This window comes from Larkinella humicola (genome assembly GCF_008727875.1).
GTDB lineage: Bacteria > Bacteroidota > Bacteroidia > Cytophagales > Spirosomataceae > Larkinella > Larkinella humicola.
In genome coordinates this window covers 112,975-129,444 of sequence record NZ_VTWS01000009.1, presented here as the reverse complement: position 1 = coordinate 129,444, position 16,470 = coordinate 112,975, and the positions used below count along the sequence as shown (strand labels likewise).

Below are 16,470 nucleotides of genomic sequence, written 5' to 3'. Positions count from 1 at the left end.
ACCGGGCTGTCTGAATTATCCCTAAACCCTTAATCTCAAATTCTTACAATTTATTTTTCAAGCAGAACATTGTCCTGCGCATTGGCCTTGAAGGTGTTGACGGTCGAGGCATCTGCGTTGAGTTTTGAGCTGTAACTGACGAAGATTCCGTAGCCGCCACCGTTGGCGATCGTGGTATTTTTGACCGATAAATTACCGCCGTACAAAGCCACATTAGCCTTTTTACCTGAAACGATGGCCAGACTACCACCGTGGCTGATCTCCGCGTTTTCGATCACATTCCGGGAGTTGTTCGAGTAAATCATCAGGCCTTTCCAGGACGCGGAGGTGCGGTCGGCACCCGTGAAGGTCACTTTTTCGGTGGCCGTTCCTTTGGCAATCAGATAGCCCTTGCTATTGATCATCATGACCACATCGCGGGCTGCTTCGATCGTCACACCGGGGCTCAGTGTCAAGCCGGATTCGACCGCAAAATCACCAGCCAGACGATACGGCGTTTTGTCTTTAAAACCGCCCCAGGTAATGTCGCTGCCTTCCCGCAGGTAATACCCCTTGATTTCAACCACATTCCGGCCGTTTTCACCCGTGAAAGCCGAGGCCGCATCCAGTTTGTCGACGTTGGCCGGATCGAGAACAATCCCGGCTTCGGTATTTTTCGTAAAGCTGTTGGTGGCAAATTCGCGCAGAATACCGCCTTCCTGCACCAGCAGGCCATAGCCATCATTTTGCGAGAAAAGGCTGTTTTTTAGGGCGATCTGGGCTTTTCCACCGCCAAACAGGCCCATCCCGGCTTTGGTTGCGCTGATGAGGGCGCGGCTTCCGGCGTGCATCACTTCAATGTTTTCAAACACGTTGGCGTTGCTGCCCGAGTAGATCATGATACCCACCCAGTAGCCTTTGGTTTTCTCGGCACCGATGAAGCGGATTTTCTTCTCGGCAGTTCCTTTCGCGATGATCAAGCCACCGCCGTCGTTGATGTCCATGCGGGTATCCCGCTCAAAGGCGATGACGACACCGGGGTTGATGGTCAGTTCGTGTGAGACCGTGATGCTTTTGGTGACGATATAATCCGGATAGTCGGGGTTGGCAATGCGGTCGGTCAGCACGGTTTTAACGGTGATGCTCTTGTCGATGGCAACGGGCTGGGCGACGGAAGCGGCCAGTTTTACTTTATCCTTGCTGGTTCCGTTGGCGTTAGAAACCGTCAGTTCGAGTTCGTAATCCCCCACTTCATCGGCGACGAAAGTGGGTTTGGCCGTGGTGGCCGCCGAAATGGCTGCCGTACTTTTGGCGGGTTTGGAAGCAATCGTCCACTGAAAAGTCAACGGGGCTCCTTTGGTGTCGACGGAGGCACTGCCGTCGAGTTTCACGGTTTCGCCCACCTGCACTTCCTGGTCGGCACCGGCATTGGCCGTCACGGTGTTAGAGGGAGCGGGGGTTGGATCGACGTCGTCTTTTTTACAACCGGTTACGAGGAACGTGGCTGAAAGGAGGATGGCAAAGGCGCGCTGGGTAAATACGGTGGTGACCCACGCGGAGTTTTTCGCGAATGGCATCGCGGCAGGAATTCGTTTTTTCATGATTTGATGTTGTTTACTGTTTTGTGCGTAGCGTTCAACTACGGGTACAAAGGTGCGGGATTCGTCGGATTGCGGCTGTCGCATTTTCCGACAAAAAAGAGACTTTATACGCCACCTCGTGACCACTCACTCAATCGACCGCAGAAGGGCTTGCGTTATTCCCTGTACTTATACCATATTCTGTTTTATCATACCTTTTGTTATGACCTTTCGCGGTTTTGGCGACTACCTTTGCCAGGCGGAAGTCAGGAAAGCTGGTCGATAATTACCATCCTGATGAGCAAATACAAACAAATACCATGATCACAACAGATATTTGCATCATTGGCGCGGGTCCCGTAGGGCTGTTCGCCGTTTTTGAAGCCGGTTTACTGAAAATGCGGTGCCACCTCATCGATGCGCTGCCGCAGGTGGGCGGCCAGTTATCCGAGATTTATCCCCAGAAACCAATTTATGACATACCCGGCTTTCCTGACGTCAAAGCGCAGGAGTTGGTGGATAACCTGATGGAACAGATCAATCCGTTTCACCCGACGTTCACGCTGGGCGAACGGGTGGAAAATCTGGAGCGTCAGGCCGACGGCTCGTTTTTCATTACCACCAACGAGCAAACCGTGGTGCATTGCCAGGTGGTGGTGATTGCGGGTGGTTTGGGTTGTTTCGAACCCCGCAAACCCGAAATCGAGGGGCTGGAAGCGTTTGAAGGCAAAGGCGTTTCGTACATGATTAAAAATCCGGAGTTGCTGCGCGACCGGCGGGTGGTGCTGGCGGGCGGGGGCGATTCGGCCCTCGACTGGACGGTTTTCCTGGCCAATATTGCCAAAGAAGTGACCCTGATTCACCGCAGCGACAGCTTTCGGGGCGCACCCGATTCGGCCGAAAAAGTGTTTGAACTCGCCAGCGAAGGCCGGATCAACCTGATTCTGCAATCCAACATTACCCGCGTTTCCGGGAACGGCCATTTGCAGGAGATCACCATCACGGGCAAGGACAAAACCGTAACGACACGCGCCACCGATCACCTGATTCCGCTCTTCGGCCTGACGCCCAAACTCGGCCCCATCGCCGACTGGGGGCTCCAGATCGATAAATCAGCCATTCAGGTCGACACCACGGATTATGCTACCAACGTGGAACGGATTTACGCCATCGGCGACATCAACACCTACCCCGGCAAGTTGAAACTGATTTTGTGCGGTTTTCACGAAGCCGCTTTGATGTGTCAGAGTGCGTTCAAATACGTGTACCCCAGTCAGAAATTGAGTTTTAAATACACCACCGTCAACGGAATACCAACCTTTTAAAAAGACAAGAGAGGGTAGACAAGAGAGGATAGACCTGTGACCACCACAGTTTTTGTCTCTATTCTCTGGTCTATCCTCTCCCTTCTACCCCATGATCCACTTCACCATTGAAGATCAAAACGGCGGACAGCAGCCGATCGAAATACCGGAAGGCATCAGCCTGAGCCTGATGGAAGTACTGAAAGCTTCCGAATACCCGATTCTGGCCACCTGCGGGGGCATGGCTCTGTGCGCCACCTGCCATGTGGCCGTGCTGGAAGGTGCCGCCCGCTTGCCGCCCGTGAACGATGCGGAAGGCGACCTGCTGGATACCTTGCCCGACGCGGATTCGGACAGTCGGCTGGCGTGTCAGTTGCGGGTCGATGAGTCGCTGGATGGCGCGGTTTTCCGGTTGCGGGCTGCGTAGCGTACCTGGTGGGGGAAATGCGTTCAAATGATGCATTTTAGTTGTATTTTTACGTCATTTGAAAACCGGTACAACGAACCAGCGTTTTTGCCCACCGACCCCTTCCTTTCTCAATGATTACCAAACGACGCCCGGCGTGGCTATTTTTCTTCTGGCTGCTCAGTTTGAAGGTGCTGGCCCAGTCTCCCACGCTGTCGTTTCAACGCTTATCACTGCGCCAGGGGCTGGCCACAAATTTTACATCGTCTATTGCACAGGATGATCTGGGGTTTATCTGGATCGGGACGGTGAACGGCGTCACCCGCTTCGACGGACTGCGTTGCATCAATTATGCCCCCCAGATCGGAAACCCCCAATCGCTTTCCCACCGCATTGTCCGCTCCGTTTTTAAGGCGCGGGACGGCATCCTGTGGATCGGCGCTCAAAAGGGATTGAACCGCATCGACCCACAAACGCAGGCCGTCAAACGGTTTTATTTCACGGCTTTGGGCGACGGCTGTAACTTCGTCCGGACGGCGGCACAAAGCACCGATGGCGTGCTGTGGTTGGGAACCAACGGCGGAATCGTACGCTTCGATCCGGTTACGGAAAAAGCCAGTTTGCTCACCGTTCCGTCCGACTCTACCGACCGCCCAACCGCCAATTCGATCCGGTATCTGCTGGCCGATGGCCCCACCCTCTGGATTGCTACCCAGGCCGGACTCTATGCGTATAACCGGCAAACGAAGCAATTCCGGACCTTTCGCCATGCGGAGTCGATTCCCACCTCTTTGCCGGATGATTATGTGTTGTCGCTGGCCCGGCATCCGCGTTCGGGGGCGATGTATGTGGGTACTAAAAAAGGGCGGGTTGCAATTCTGGATCCGGCCACCGGCCAGTTTCGGAATTTGCCCATCCGCGTAAGCCAGGGCATTGCGTCGATCCTGATTACCCGGAACGAAACCGTCTGGATCTGCACGGCAGGGGAAGGACTGTACCGGTATGATGCGACTAAAAACCGGTTTTTAGGTTACAAGAACGACGAAAATAACCCCCGAAGTCTCGTTTCAAATTCATTAAAAACCTTGTTCGAAGACCGGGCGGGCATCATTTGGGTTGGTTCCGACGACGCCGGGGTGAGTTGGTTTAACCCCAAAGTTGACAAGTTTCGCTCTCTTTTCGACGACGTTGGCTACCACCCCGTTTCAACCCTGGGGCTGGATGCGGCCTCGCTTTCGTTTGATCTGAAAGACCGTCTCTGGATCGCTACCCGCGACGGCCTGACGATGATCGATCCGCAAAGACAATCCTATCGGGTCTACCGGCATGACCCGCAGGATCCGGCCAGCCTCCGGAACAACCTGACGTATTCGGCCCTGGCCGACCGCAACGGGGACGTGTGGGTGGGGCAGTTTACGGGCCTGAGCCGACTGGATACGGTAACGCAGCGGTTTGAACACATTCCTTGCCTGCCATCCGCCGACGATCCGGCCGACTACCCGGTTTTTAACCCCAAACGACGCGATTTTGTGGCCGGCAATCAGGTCTTTTCCGTCATTCAGGGGCGGGATAACCGGGTATACATCGGTACGAACGAGAAATTGACGATTTATGACCCCCGCACCCGTACCTTTAGCAACCAGTTCAACGACGAACGCATCCGGAAACTGCCCGGAAAGAACTACAACACACTTTATCTCGATCGCTTCGGCAATTTGTGGGTAGGCGGTTTAGGGCCGGTTTTTAAAATCAGCCCTGACCTGAAACTGCTGGATCAGTACGTCCACCGCGAAGAAGATCCCCACAGTTTGCCCGACGAAGGAGTAACGGATTTTGCCGAAGATGAAACCGGAAAGCTCTGGATCAGCACGGACAATGGCCTGGCCCGGCTCGACGAACAAACCAAACGCTTCGATGTCTTTACGACCCGCCACGGCCTGCCCAACAGCGACATTGCCGGCCTGCGACTAACTGGCGATACGCTCTGGATCAGTACTTCCAACGGGGTGGCGGTGACCGATATTCGTCAGCTTCGTTTTATTCCCTTCGATGAAGCCGACGGCCTGCCGATGACCGAATTTGAGTCGGGGTCGAGCGAGCGTGATTCGAAAGGACGGCTTTACTTCGGCGCCATGCGGGGGCTGGTCTACATTCAGCCCGGCCGGGTTCGGATCAATCGCTTTGTGCCGCCGGTGTATCTGACTTCCTTCAAAGTCAACGGGCGGGAGTACTTGCGGAACATTTCGGCCAATCCGCCGGACATCGGTCTCGATTACGACCAGAATCAGTTCAGTTTTGAAATCGCGGCCCTGAATTTCGACAACCCCGGCGCCAACCGGTATGCCTACCGGCTCGAAGGCTTCGAGGAACGCTGGAACCAGACCGGAAACCGTCCGTTTGCCAGCTACACCAATGTGCCTTCCGGCGACTATGTGCTGCACGTCATTGCGGCCAACAACGACGGCATCTGGAACCGGGAGGGTTACCGGATGCGGGTGATGATCCGGACGCCCTTCTGGGAAACCTGGTGGTTTCGGCTCTCGGCCATCGGTGCGCTCATTGCCCTCGTGGTTTTCATTGCCCAGTGGCGCAACCGCCGGGTGGCGAAGGAGCAACAGGAGAAAAGCGAACTGCGGGAACGGATTGCCACCTCGGAAATGAAGGCGCTGCGCTCGCAGATGAACCCCCACTTCCTGTACAATTCGCTGAATGCCGTCCGGCTTTTTGTGCTGCAAAACGACAGTGACAATGCGGATAAATATCTGGTCAAATTTGCCCGGCTGATGCGGCTGATTCTGGGCAATTCGCGGCAGGAATGGGTGACGCTGGCCAGCGAAACCGAACAGCTTCAACTGTATCTGGAACTGGAACAACTGCGGTTTGGCCACCAGTTCGATTTTTCGATTGAAACCGATCCGTCGCTGGACCAGGAGCGGGTTTCCATTCCGCCGATGATTATTCAGCCCTACATTGAAAACGCGATTCTGCACGGCATGGCCCACAAAAAAAGCCGGGGCTCCATCCGGGTTTGCATCAAACCCGTCGGTGAACACCTGGAGTGCATGGTGGACGACGATGGGGTGGGTCGGCAAAAAGCCGCATCCCTCAAAAGCCACGCGACCTCGTCGCACCAGAGCGTCGGCCTGAAAGTGACGGAGGAACGACTGCAACTGATTCAGCAGCGCAGCGGAAAAGAAGCGGGAGCAAAAATCATCGACAAATGGAATGACGACGGCGAACCGGCCGGAACGCAGGTTGTGATTCGACTGCCACTGACGCTTCAGGAACCCGTTTGAGCCGTTCGCTATGAATCTGGAAGGGAGAAATCCCTTTTTGCCTACCTTTGAATTTTGCCAACCACCGTCCGTTCTTCATGAAACACCTTGTTGCCTTCCTGGTCTGTCTTACGCTTTCGTTTTCCCTGATTGCCCAATCCGACAACGCTTACAACCTGCTTCCTTTTCCGGCCCAGTTTGCGGGTAGCGACGGCCACTTTACGGTTTCGCCCGCTACACGCATCGTCATTGCCGCCAAAGACGCGGGGCAGCGGGCAGCCGCCCAAACGCTGGCCGGTCAACTGAAAACCGCCAGCGGTTTTCAGGTTGCGGTGGCGTCGGCAACACCCGCCCTGGCGAAAGGAAAGCACATTGTTTTTCAGACGCATAAAGCCGGTCGCTGTGGCCCGGAAGGCTATGTGCTGAACGTGAAACCGGAACGGATTGTGGTGGAAGCCGAAACGCCCAAGGGCTATTTCTACGCCGTACAAACGCTCCTGCAACTTCTGCCGACGGCGGTTTTCAGCCCCGCAAAAGTCGACAACGTGGCCTGGACCATTCCGGCCTGCCAGCTTCTCGACCGGCCCCGCTACGGCTACCGGGGGCTGATGCTCGATGTTAGTCGACATTTCATGCCCGTGTCGTTCGTCAAGCGGTTTATCGACCTGATGGCGATGCACAAACTCAACACCTTCCACTGGCATTTGACCGACGACCAGGGCTGGCGGATCGAGATTAAAAAATACCCCAAACTGACGCAAGTTGGTTCCAAACGCAAGGAAACTGTGGTGGGTCACAATGCCGAAAACTACCCGTTTCAGTACGATGGAAAAGAATACGGCGGTTTTTATACGCAGGAACAGATCAAGGAGGTGGTTCGGTATGCGGCCGCCCGGCACGTGACGATTGTTCCCGAAATTGAAATGCCGGGCCACGCGCTGGCGGCTCTGGCTTCCTATCCCGAATTTTCGTGCGATGCGGCCAAAAAATACGAGGTGGCGACACGCTGGGGCATTTTCAAAGACGTCTACTGCCCCAATGAGCCAACGTTCGTGTTTTTGCAGCATGTGTTGACGGAAGTGATGGCGCTGTTTCCCGGCAAATACATTCACATCGGCGGAGACGAATGCCCGAAAGACGCCTGGAAAGCGAGTGCATTCTGCCAGGATCTGATCAAAAAACTGAAGCTCAAAGACGAACACGAGTTGCAGAGCTATTTCATTCAGCGCATCGAAAAGTTTGTGAACTCGAAAGGCCGGGCTATCATTGGCTGGGACGAAATTCTGGAAGGGGGTCTGGCTCCCAACGCAACGGTGATGAGCTGGCGCGGGACGGAAGGCGGAATTGAAGCCGCCAAACAGAAACACAATGTGGTGATGACGCCCGGCGAGTTCTGCTATCTGGATCAGTATCAGGGCAATCCGGCGCAGGAACCGTTGGCGGGTGGCGGATATTTGCCCATCGAAAAAGTGTACAGCTACGAGCCGACGCCCGCCGAACTGACGCCCGACCAGCAAAAATACATTCTGGGGGTGCAGGGCAACGTCTGGACCGAATACATTCCGACGACGCAGCACGTGGAGTACATGGTTTTTCCGCGGGCGTCGGCGCTGGCCGAAATCGGCTGGATGCCAAAGGGACCGCGCAATTTCGAGGATTTTGCGATGCGCCTGAAGGAACACCTGAAACGCCTGAATTACCTGAATGTCAACTATTCCAAACGACTGCTCGATGTGCGCGCCGTGACGCAGTTTACCGACGCCGACCAGTTGCAGGTTCGGCTGGAAAAGCTTGATTCCGACAGCAAGATTTACTACACGACCAACGGCAAACAACCGTCCACGACCTCGACCGAATACACGATGCCGATTGCGCTGAAAAAAACAACGACGATCAAAGCCGTGACAACCGCCGGAGCCAAATTTGAGGAAACGTTTTACATTCACCGGGCGAAAGGAAAACCGTATACCTACGCCAATACCGCTGCCGAAAAAGCCGACCCGACGAAGAAAAAACTGACCGATGGACAGGTGGCCCAGAGCCCCCGCAACAAGTCGGAATGGGTGAGCATAACCGGCGAAGATCTGGAGGTGACGATCGATCTCGGCGAGGTGCGGCCCGTAACCAAAGTGTCGGCCAACTTCCTGAAGCGTATTTCGTACAATGATTTTCCGCCTTCTGCTGTCGAAATCGGGTTATCTCAGGATGGCACGACCTACAAGGACGCGATCAGCCAGCCTGTCAAATATCCGCTTGAAGGATCGTGGGGCATGTTGCCGGTGGTGGCCGATTTCAAAACCGCCCGGGCGCGGTATGTGCGCATCAAAGCCAAAAATGCCGGAGCAGCTCCGGCGGGGTTGCCAAGGGAAGGGTTGCCGACGGCGGTGTCGGTGGATGAGGTGGTGGTGGAATGACAAAATTGGTATCTTTACTTGAAAGAAACCGATGACAACATGACCACTCCATCCGAAAGACTGAAAACCCTCGACGCCGTCCTCGACGGGCTGATGAGCCGGTATCGGGAACGCGTTCCCGACGTGTTGAAAATCGTCGATGCGCTCATTGATGAAAACGTGATTCGGGCCGTTGATGAGATTGAAAATGACCACATTGCGTTCCGGACGATGGGCGTGCCGAGCCTCGGAATCCAGTCGTTCGAAAAGATCTTTCTGCACTACGGTTACGAAAAACGCGAACCGTATGACTTTAAGGAAAAGAAACTGAACGCCTGGTGGTACAGTCCGCCGAAACCGCATTATCCGCGCATTTTTGTGAGTGAACTGCGGGTACAGGATTTGTCAGACGAAGCCCAGCATGTCATTTACAAGTACACGGATACCGTCGTTTTCGATCCGGTCGATGCGCTGGATCTGGACGATGCCGGGGCCGTCGATCAGTTTCTGCATCAGCCGCTCTGGCAGATTCCCACCCTCGACGACTACCGGACGTTGCTGAACGAAAGCGAATATGCCGCCTGGGTGATTTACAACCGCTATTACCTCAACCACTTCACGATCAGTGTGCACAACCTGAAACCGGGATACAACACCGTCCAGGACTTTGTCGCTTTTCTGGAACGGCGCGGAATTAAGCTCAACACAGCGGGCGGGACAATTAAAATTAGTCCGGACGAAGGTCTGTTGCAGGCCTCGACCGTTGCCCAGATGATTGACGCCGAATTTGCCGACGGCAAGATCCATCGCATTGCCGGCTCGTACGTCGAGTTTGCCGAACGGCGGGTGTTGCCCGAGTTTCAGCACCTGCCCGCCGATCAGATCCGGCGCGAACACCGGCGCGATGGTTTTGAAGCCGGTAATGCCGACAAGATTTTTGAGAGCACGTTTACATCGCAGACCGGGAAATAATCAACCCGGCTTCTTCTGTTAACAAATGGTAAAGTTGATTCAGAAACGAATCAACTTTTTTACATTTACAGGAATTAACGACCCAAACCTCCTGTATGAAAAAATTAGTTCTACTTGGCCTGCTGGTCTGGACGGGGTGCCGCACCCCAAAAACCGAAACAGCGGCTTCCGCCCGCGAGAAGCCCGTCACCACGATTGCCTTCGGTTCGTGCAGCGATCAGAAACGGCCCCAACCACTTTGGGATGATATTGTGGCTCAAAAACCGGAGGTCTGGATCTGGCTCGGCGACAACATTTACGGCGATTCGGAAAACCTGGATACGCTGAAGGCCAAATACGACCGGCAGAAATCCAACCCTATTTATGGCCAGTTGCGGCAGTCCACCAAAATCATTGGCGTTTGGGATGACCACGATTACGGCGTCAACGATGGCGGCAAGGAATATCCGCGCCGGAAGGAAAGCCAACAGTTGATGCTGGATTTTCTGGACGTATCGGCCAGCAGCCCCTTGCGGAAGCAGGAAGGCGCTTACTCGTCGCACGTTTACGGGCCAAAAGGCCAACGGGTGAAGGTAATTCTGCTCGATGGCCGGTATTTCCGCGATCCGTTGAAAAAAGTCAACAAAGTCAATGCGCCCGATCCGTCCGGGGATATTCTGGGCGAAGCGCAATGGCAGTGGCTGGAGCAACAGTTGACGAAATCCGACGCCGATGTCCACATCATCGGGTGTGGAATCCAGTTTCTGGCCAACGACCATACGTCCGAGAAGTGGGGGAATTTTCCCACCGCCCGGCAGCGGTTTTTCGATTTGTTGAGCAAAACGAAGCCGAAAGGGGCGATGCTGATCAGTGGTGACCGGCACATCGCCGAAATTTCCAAAATCAGCCTGCCGGGACTGGGCTACGATCTCTACGACATCACCAGCAGTGGTCTGACGCACACCTCCAAACCCTACGAACAACCGAATGCATACCGCGTTGGCAAAATGGCATTTGACCTGAATTACGGCTTGTTTTCCATCGACTGGGCCAGAAAAACGGCAACCGTTCGGGTGAACGGCGACAACCGGGCGACGTATCTGACGCAGGAAATACCGTTTTGATACAGCTTCCTGATTGCTCAACGTTATGAAAACTATTTTTTTACTCGGCTTGCTTGGCTGCACGCTCTGGACGGGGTGCCGCACCCCGAAAACCGAAACGGCGGCTTCCGCCAGTCAGCAACCCGTTACTACGATTGCCTTCGGTTCGTGCAGCGATCAGAAACGGCCCCAACCACTTTGGGATGATATTGTGGCTCAAAAACCGGAGGTCTGGATCTGGCTCGGCGACAACATTTACGGCGATTCGGAAAACCTGGATACGCTGAAGGCCAAATACGACCGGCAGAAATCCAACCCTATTTATGGCCAGTTGCGGCAGTCCACCAAAATCATTGGCGTTTGGGATGACCACGATTACGGCGTCAACGATGGCGGCAAGGAATATCCGCGCCGGAAGGAAAGCCAACAGTTGATGCTGGATTTTCTGGACGTATCGGCCAGCAGCCCCTTGCGGAAGCAGGAAGGCGCTTACTCGTCGCACGTTTACGGGCCAAAAGGCCAACGGGTGAAGGTAATTCTGCTCGATGGCCGGTATTTCCGCGATCCGTTGAAAAAAGTCAACAAAGTCAATGCGCCCGATCCGTCCGGGGATATTCTGGGCGAAGCGCAATGGCAGTGGCTGGAGCAACAGTTGACGAAATCCGACGCCGATGTCCACATCATTGGATGCGGGATTCAGTTTCTGGCTAACGACCATATCTACGAAAAGTGGGGGAATTACCCCACCGCCCGGCAGCGGTTTTTCGATCTGTTAGGCAAAACAAAACCGAAAGGTGCCATGCTGATCAGTGGCGATCGGCACATTGCCGAAGTGTCCAAAATCAGCGTTCCGGGGTTGGGTTACGAGTTATACGACATCACCAGCAGTGGCTTGACGCATACGGCCAAACCGCGTGATGAGCCGAACGCCCTGCGGGTTGGCAAGGTGGTTTTCGACCTGAACTACGGCTTGTTCACCATCGACTGGGCCAGAAAAACGGCGACGGTTCGGATCAACGGCGACCATCAGGCGACGTATCTGACCCAGGAAATTTCCTTTTAACGGTTCTTTCCGTCGTAAAAATTACCGCGACTGATATGGGCCGTGAATGGCTTTTACCCGGAACGACTCGTCGGTGTCTTCCAGAATGAGAACGCGGTAGGTATCTCCGCCCGGATCGACCCGCACCAGCACATGCCCGGAATCGCTTTTTAGACGGTTTAGCATCTCGCCGATCACCAGCTTGTTGGCTTCCAGCATGTCAGTGGCAAATACGTCGCGGTCGCCCGCGTAGACCTGCTGCGTGTAAATCCGCGCTAGCACATCGTGTCCCGGATGGTCGGACGACCAGACCGGAATCACCAGCACGCGGGGGCGCAGGCTGCCGAGCAGAAAACCGTTCTGCGAATCGCGGTTGCCGTGGTGATCGAGCAATTGCACCTCCACCGGCCCAACCGACCGCGCCACCGGTGTTTCGACATCGTGCCACATCGGCGCGCCGAATTGCAGGACGCCGGGAATGTCGCCCCCCGAAAAATAATCGAATTTGCCGTAGCTCAGTCGCAACGCCATGCTGCACATGTTCTCGTTCGGATACTGATTTTGGGGCAGCGATTTCAGTTCCGGGAAATGCTGACGCGTGACCGACCCAACGCCCGTCCAGATCTCACCGTTGACGGCCAGATTCCGGATTTCAAACCGGTCCCTGTATTTCGCGGGTTGTTTCAGCAACCGAATCTGGTCGTTGCGTCCGGCCTGCAACCGCTCCACTTTCAGGGCTTTGTTCTGCATTTGCCAGCTCAGAAACTTCCGGTAATTCGTCACCAGCGGGTCCTGCTCGAAGGAGCGAGGGTAGTTGTAATCCGGCCAGCCCCGGTCGATGACGGTTCGGATGGGAATGTGTTCACCCACTTCGGTAATCCCCGTGAGCAGATAACCGCCCGCCGATTTTTTGGAAGCCGACGACGGCGCCCCCATGTGGTCGTCGTGAAAATGGGTCATGATGGCGTAGTCGATGGCCGGATCAGGGCGAAAACTTTGGGCTTTGCGGGCATAGCGGGCAATCCACTCCCCGGCATGGCGGTCGGCACTGGGCCGGGCGGGGGTGTTGCGCGGGCTCGTCGTTCGCGGGTCGGTCAGATCCAGCTCACCGGCGTCGATCAGGGCTGTGGTGCCATCGGGCAGGATCAAAAACGCCGAATTGCCGCGACCGGTATTGATCTGGTGGATGTCCAGATAGCCTTCCTGCCAGACCGGCAGCGGCTGGCCCACCGTCTGGCCGTAGCTGATCAAGGCGTTTCCGAAAACAAACAGGCAGGCAAGTACGTAAAACCGTTTCATAGGGGTAGAGGAATAGTCGAACCGTAAGCGGACAAACTTAATCATTTCAATTTTACCGACGAATCGTTCGGTGTAAAGGGAATGTTAAAGTAATATTTACCGGATCATGAACACATAGTTGAGCGGTTTGACCACAAACTTTGCAGCATTACCCACACCCGTTTGGAAACGGAATTTTCTACCGGTTTTTTTGAAGTACACTCGTTCAGGCAACTACCTATGAAACTCACTTTTTTAATCGCACTTCTGGCCGCTTCTCCGGTTTGGGGACAATCCGACGATTCCACGGCCGCCCCCGTCATTCCCGCCAAAAGCAATTTCAGATCCAGCTTGATCATGGAACCCGGGTTTGCGTATGCGGTAACTCATCTGCCCGCTATGCAGAGGTATTTTCGTGACAATCAGGTTAAAGTAGACAAGTCGCTGGACCGGATGGCGCTGGCGGCTTTTGCCTATCGGCGACAACGATTTAAAGTGACCCTGCAAGCGTTTTTTGGGATTGACAAAAGCTTACTGCCGCCCGATAAAAAAGGCACATCCCTGTTTGCCCGGAGCCAGAGTGTCAGCGGTTTGACATTCCTACTGGGATACGATGTGGCCAATACGCGCAACAAACGGGTCTTTATCAACGCCGGTTTGGGCAGTATTAACTACGAATACAGCTTGTTTCGACCCAGCAGTCAGGTGGTTTCGTTTCAGAATATACTCCAATATACGCCACCCGCAAGTGTACCTTCTTTAAAACAGACCACCGGTTTCTGGGATGTGAATGTGGAGGTTGCGCAACGTGAAAAACGGCCTAATACGTTTCAATGGGTTAGCCGGGTCGGTTACCGGCGCAGTTTTCAACGTACTCCCTGGCATTCTGAGGCTTATCAACTCGTGGATGCTCCGAAGGAACGCCTGGGCCAATTCTATTTCCAGGTAGGGCTGTATATTTCCCGCAACTACATGGCGCGCCGTAAGCCATGAAAACGCTTCTGTTCAGTCTGCTGATGTCAGTTTTGGTGGCAAATGACAACCGGCAACCGATCCAAACCGAACCGGCGCAATTGATTTTGTATCGCGAAAAAGAGTTTATTTCGGGATTGGGCAAAGCCTATGCCTTCAAAATAAACGATCAAAAAGTCGGCGAACTGTCGCCCAATCGGTATGTTCAACTGCCCGTACCGCCGGGCCGGATTAAAATTGAGTTCATCAGTGATTATTTTACCGATAGCCGACCGCTTTGGGTACGGGTGCAGGCGGGTCAGACCTATTACATCAAGGCGGTTGTGGAGGTTGATTTCCTGAGTTCCATGATGCTGATGGCGCCGGTCGATCCGCAGCAGGCCCGGCAGGAATTGCGTCGGATGAAACCCGAAACCGTCCGGCCAGTCCTGCAACCCGATTAAGGTCACCCGTTCATGAACCGACGTTTTGTGTTTTTCCGGTCATCCCTGCTGCTGGCAGTTTCCCTGCTGGCCCTGCTCACCTACTGGGGGTGGCGGCTCTATCAGGTCGTCTGGCCCCGGCGGGATCAGGAACTGCCGGATTTAGGCAGCCTGATGCGGTATCTGCTGGGCCTGCTTTTTTTGCTGCTCTGTATGGGGTTGCTGGCTTTTCTGAATTACCGGCTGGCTTTCCGGCGGTGGATGCATCAGGAAAAAAAACGGCCGTATTACTGGTGCTGGTTGTGCCTTTTCGCCTGGTTGCTCTTCGAAGCCCTACAAGTTCGTACCGATCAGGAACCCGCTTTTGTGGACGAAAATATTCTGGTCACTGTGCTGCTGGTGGGCTTTCTGATTCTCTACGGTTTTATCGCCGATGTGCTGCAAACCCGGCGGCAGCAGCAGCAACTGATCCAGCAAAAAACGGAAGCCGAACTAACGGCGTTAAAGGCCCAGATCAATCCCCATTTTTTGTTTAATGCGCTGAATACCATCTACAACGAAGCCCAGCAATCGGACAACGAATCGGTGGCGGATCTGATTGAACAGTTGTCCGGCATTCTGCGGTTTACTTTGAAGGACTCGACACGCCCGGTGATTTCTGTCGAACAGGAGTTTCAGTTTCTGGAAAAATATTTGGCCCTGCAACGCGCCCGGTTGCCGCACCTGGACACGTTGCATCTGCACACCCGGCTGGAGTGGGACGGCCAACCGGCGCAACTGCCTCCTCTGTTGCTGATTCCGTTTGTCGAAAACATGTTTCAGTATGGTGTCAGTCTCATTCACCCAACGAAGCTGGAACTGGACGTGACAGTCGAAAACCGACAGCTCCAGTTACGCGTTGTCAATACAATCGGAGCCACAGCCGGTACGAAAACCGGCTCCGGAACCGGCATTGCCAACGCCCGCAAGCGCCTGGCACTGCTCTATCCCAACCGGCATGAGTTGCAGATTTCGCAAACCGATCAGGCATTTGTCGTTACCTTACGCATTGATTTATAATTACCTATGCTCCGAGCCATTGCCATCGATGACGAACCCGCAGCCCTGGAGGTCTTGAGCCGGTATGCCGAAAAAGTGCCGTTTCTGGAGTTGGTTCAACCTTTTCTGAATACGACCGATGCGCTGAATTTCCTGCACACCCAACGGGTTGATTTGATTTTTCTGGATATTCGAATGCCGGATCTGAGCGGGACGGATTTTGCCCAACTGATCGCTCCGCTCAACAAATCGATTGTTTTTACGACCGCCTACGCCGACTATGCCCTGGAGGGGTTTGCCCTGAATGCCCTCGATTATTTGCTGAAACCCATCGCCTTCGGCCGGTTTTTGCAGAGCTGCAACCGCGCCTACACGCAATACCTGCTGCAACGCGGGGAACCGTCGAGCATTTTTGTGAAAGATGGCTACGACTGGGTGCGGATGAATCTCAGTGAGGTGCTCTACATCCATTCAGACACCAACCTGCTCTTCATTCACGAAGAAAACCGGCAGGTATCTACTCGCATGACGTTGTCGGAAATGATCGAAATGCTGCCAGGTGACCAGTTTGTCCGGGTCCACAAATCGTATGTCGTGGCGCTGAAAGCGATCCGCAAACTGGAACGACACCAGGTAACGGTGGGCCACGTCACCATCCCGCTGGCCGCCAGCTACCGGCAGGCACTGGAGCAACGTCTTTTGCGGAAGTGAGGAGGTATTTCGCGGA

13 protein-coding genes are annotated in these 16,470 nt (G+C 54.5%); 11 read left to right on the top strand and 2 right to left on the bottom strand.

Features of this window, described 5'->3' with window-relative positions:
* Positions 1 to 50 precede the first annotated feature (50 nt).
* Positions 51 to 1,580 carry a right-handed parallel beta-helix repeat-containing protein gene (locus F0P93_RS27245; protein WP_225309666.1) on the bottom strand — a complete coding sequence of 510 codons (1,530 nt, stop codon included), beginning with the start codon at positions 1,578 to 1,580 and terminating at the stop codon, positions 51 to 53.
* Between the two features lie 299 nt (positions 1,581 to 1,879).
* On the opposite strand from F0P93_RS27245, the gene F0P93_RS27240 reads away from it, so the two are divergent.
* The 7 genes from F0P93_RS27240 to F0P93_RS27210 all read left to right on the top strand — a co-directional run bounded on the left by F0P93_RS27240 (position 1,880) and on the right by F0P93_RS27210 (position 12,054).
* Positions 1,880 to 2,884 (top strand): NAD(P)/FAD-dependent oxidoreductase, encoded by a 1,005-nt coding sequence (locus F0P93_RS27240; protein WP_150880931.1) that lies wholly within the window; start codon positions 1,880 to 1,882, stop codon positions 2,882 to 2,884.
* A gap of 91 nt (positions 2,885 to 2,975) precedes the next feature.
* Complete coding sequence (locus tag F0P93_RS27235; protein ID WP_150880930.1) at positions 2,976 to 3,290, top strand: 2Fe-2S iron-sulfur cluster-binding protein; 315 nt, start codon at positions 2,976 to 2,978, stop codon at positions 3,288 to 3,290.
* Between the two features lie 113 nt (positions 3,291 to 3,403).
* Entirely contained in the window at positions 3,404 to 6,565 is a 3,162-nt protein-coding gene (locus F0P93_RS27230) for a sensor histidine kinase (RefSeq protein WP_150880929.1), read from the top strand.
* 77 nt (positions 6,566 to 6,642) lie between these two features.
* The gene (locus F0P93_RS27225; protein ID WP_150880928.1) at positions 6,643 to 8,958 is read left to right on the top strand and encodes a glycoside hydrolase family 20 protein; all 2,316 of its coding nucleotides are present in this window, start codon (positions 6,643 to 6,645) and stop codon (positions 8,956 to 8,958) included.
* 39 nt (positions 8,959 to 8,997) lie between these two features.
* Positions 8,998 to 9,909 carry a DUF1338 domain-containing protein gene (locus F0P93_RS27220; protein WP_150880927.1) on the top strand — a complete coding sequence of 304 codons (912 nt, stop codon included), beginning with the start codon at positions 8,998 to 9,000 and terminating at the stop codon, positions 9,907 to 9,909.
* A 95-nt stretch (positions 9,910 to 10,004) separates the two neighbouring features.
* Positions 10,005 to 11,012: an alkaline phosphatase D family protein gene (locus F0P93_RS27215; protein WP_150880926.1), complete on the top strand. Its 1,008-nt coding sequence runs from the start codon at positions 10,005 to 10,007 to the stop codon at positions 11,010 to 11,012.
* A gap of 25 nt (positions 11,013 to 11,037) precedes the next feature.
* Positions 11,038 to 12,054 (top strand): alkaline phosphatase D family protein, encoded by a 1,017-nt coding sequence (locus F0P93_RS27210; RefSeq protein ID WP_150880925.1) that lies wholly within the window; start codon positions 11,038 to 11,040, stop codon positions 12,052 to 12,054.
* Positions 12,055 to 12,075: 21 nt separating this feature from the next.
* On the opposite strand, the gene F0P93_RS27205 is transcribed toward F0P93_RS27210, so the two are convergent.
* A complete protein-coding gene (locus F0P93_RS27205; protein ID WP_191908932.1) occupies positions 12,076 to 13,332 on the bottom strand; it encodes a ComEC/Rec2 family competence protein in 1,257 nt (418 codons plus the stop codon).
* A 219-nt stretch (positions 13,333 to 13,551) separates the two neighbouring features.
* Here F0P93_RS27205 and F0P93_RS27200 point away from each other — a divergent pair, with 219 nt between their 5' ends.
* The 4 genes from F0P93_RS27200 to F0P93_RS27185 are packed head-to-tail and all read left to right on the top strand — an operon-like array spanning position 13,552 to position 16,454.
* The gene (locus F0P93_RS27200) at positions 13,552 to 14,304 is read left to right on the top strand and encodes a hypothetical protein (RefSeq protein ID WP_150880924.1); all 753 of its coding nucleotides are present in this window, start codon (positions 13,552 to 13,554) and stop codon (positions 14,302 to 14,304) included.
* The gene (locus tag F0P93_RS27195) at positions 14,301 to 14,726 is read left to right on the top strand and encodes a DUF2846 domain-containing protein (protein WP_150880923.1); all 426 of its coding nucleotides are present in this window, start codon (positions 14,301 to 14,303) and stop codon (positions 14,724 to 14,726) included. Before F0P93_RS27200 ends, F0P93_RS27195 begins: the two co-directional genes overlap by 4 nt.
* 12 nt (positions 14,727 to 14,738) lie before the next feature.
* Positions 14,739 to 15,764: a sensor histidine kinase gene (locus F0P93_RS27190; protein WP_150880922.1), complete on the top strand. Its 1,026-nt coding sequence runs from the start codon at positions 14,739 to 14,741 to the stop codon at positions 15,762 to 15,764.
* Between the two features lie 6 nt (positions 15,765 to 15,770).
* A complete protein-coding gene (locus tag F0P93_RS27185; RefSeq protein WP_150880921.1) occupies positions 15,771 to 16,454 on the top strand; it encodes a LytR/AlgR family response regulator transcription factor in 684 nt (227 codons plus the stop codon).
* Positions 16,455 to 16,470 lie beyond the last annotated feature (16 nt).

What these genes read in the sequence shown, in the direction of transcription:
- F0P93_RS27225 (WP_150880928.1), top strand. Translation starts at nt 6,643, where the DNA reads ATGAAACACCTTGTTGCCTTCCTGGTCTGTCTTACGCTTTCGTTTTCC.
- F0P93_RS27185 (WP_150880921.1), top strand. Translation starts at nt 15,771, where the DNA reads ATGCTCCGAGCCATTGCCATCGATGACGAACCCGCAGCCCTGGAGGTC.
- F0P93_RS27230 (WP_150880929.1), top strand. Translation starts at nt 3,404, where the DNA reads ATGATTACCAAACGACGCCCGGCGTGGCTATTTTTCTTCTGGCTGCTC.
- F0P93_RS27210 (WP_150880925.1), top strand. Translation starts at nt 11,038, where the DNA reads ATGAAAACTATTTTTTTACTCGGCTTGCTTGGCTGCACGCTCTGGACG.
- F0P93_RS27220 (WP_150880927.1), top strand. Translation starts at nt 8,998, where the DNA reads ATGACCACTCCATCCGAAAGACTGAAAACCCTCGACGCCGTCCTCGAC.
- F0P93_RS27205 (WP_191908932.1), bottom strand. Translation starts at nt 13,332, where the DNA reads ATGAAACGGTTTTACGTACTTGCCTGCCTGTTTGTTTTCGGAAACGCC.
- F0P93_RS27240 (WP_150880931.1), top strand. Translation starts at nt 1,880, where the DNA reads ATGATCACAACAGATATTTGCATCATTGGCGCGGGTCCCGTAGGGCTG.
- F0P93_RS27245 (WP_225309666.1), bottom strand. Translation starts at nt 1,580, where the DNA reads ATGAAAAAACGAATTCCTGCCGCGATGCCATTCGCGAAAAACTCCGCG.
- F0P93_RS27200 (WP_150880924.1), top strand. Translation starts at nt 13,552, where the DNA reads ATGAAACTCACTTTTTTAATCGCACTTCTGGCCGCTTCTCCGGTTTGG.
- F0P93_RS27195 (WP_150880923.1), top strand. Translation starts at nt 14,301, where the DNA reads ATGAAAACGCTTCTGTTCAGTCTGCTGATGTCAGTTTTGGTGGCAAAT.
- F0P93_RS27190 (WP_150880922.1), top strand. Translation starts at nt 14,739, where the DNA reads ATGAACCGACGTTTTGTGTTTTTCCGGTCATCCCTGCTGCTGGCAGTT.
- F0P93_RS27235 (WP_150880930.1), top strand. Translation starts at nt 2,976, where the DNA reads ATGATCCACTTCACCATTGAAGATCAAAACGGCGGACAGCAGCCGATC.
- F0P93_RS27215 (WP_150880926.1), top strand. Translation starts at nt 10,005, where the DNA reads ATGAAAAAATTAGTTCTACTTGGCCTGCTGGTCTGGACGGGGTGCCGC.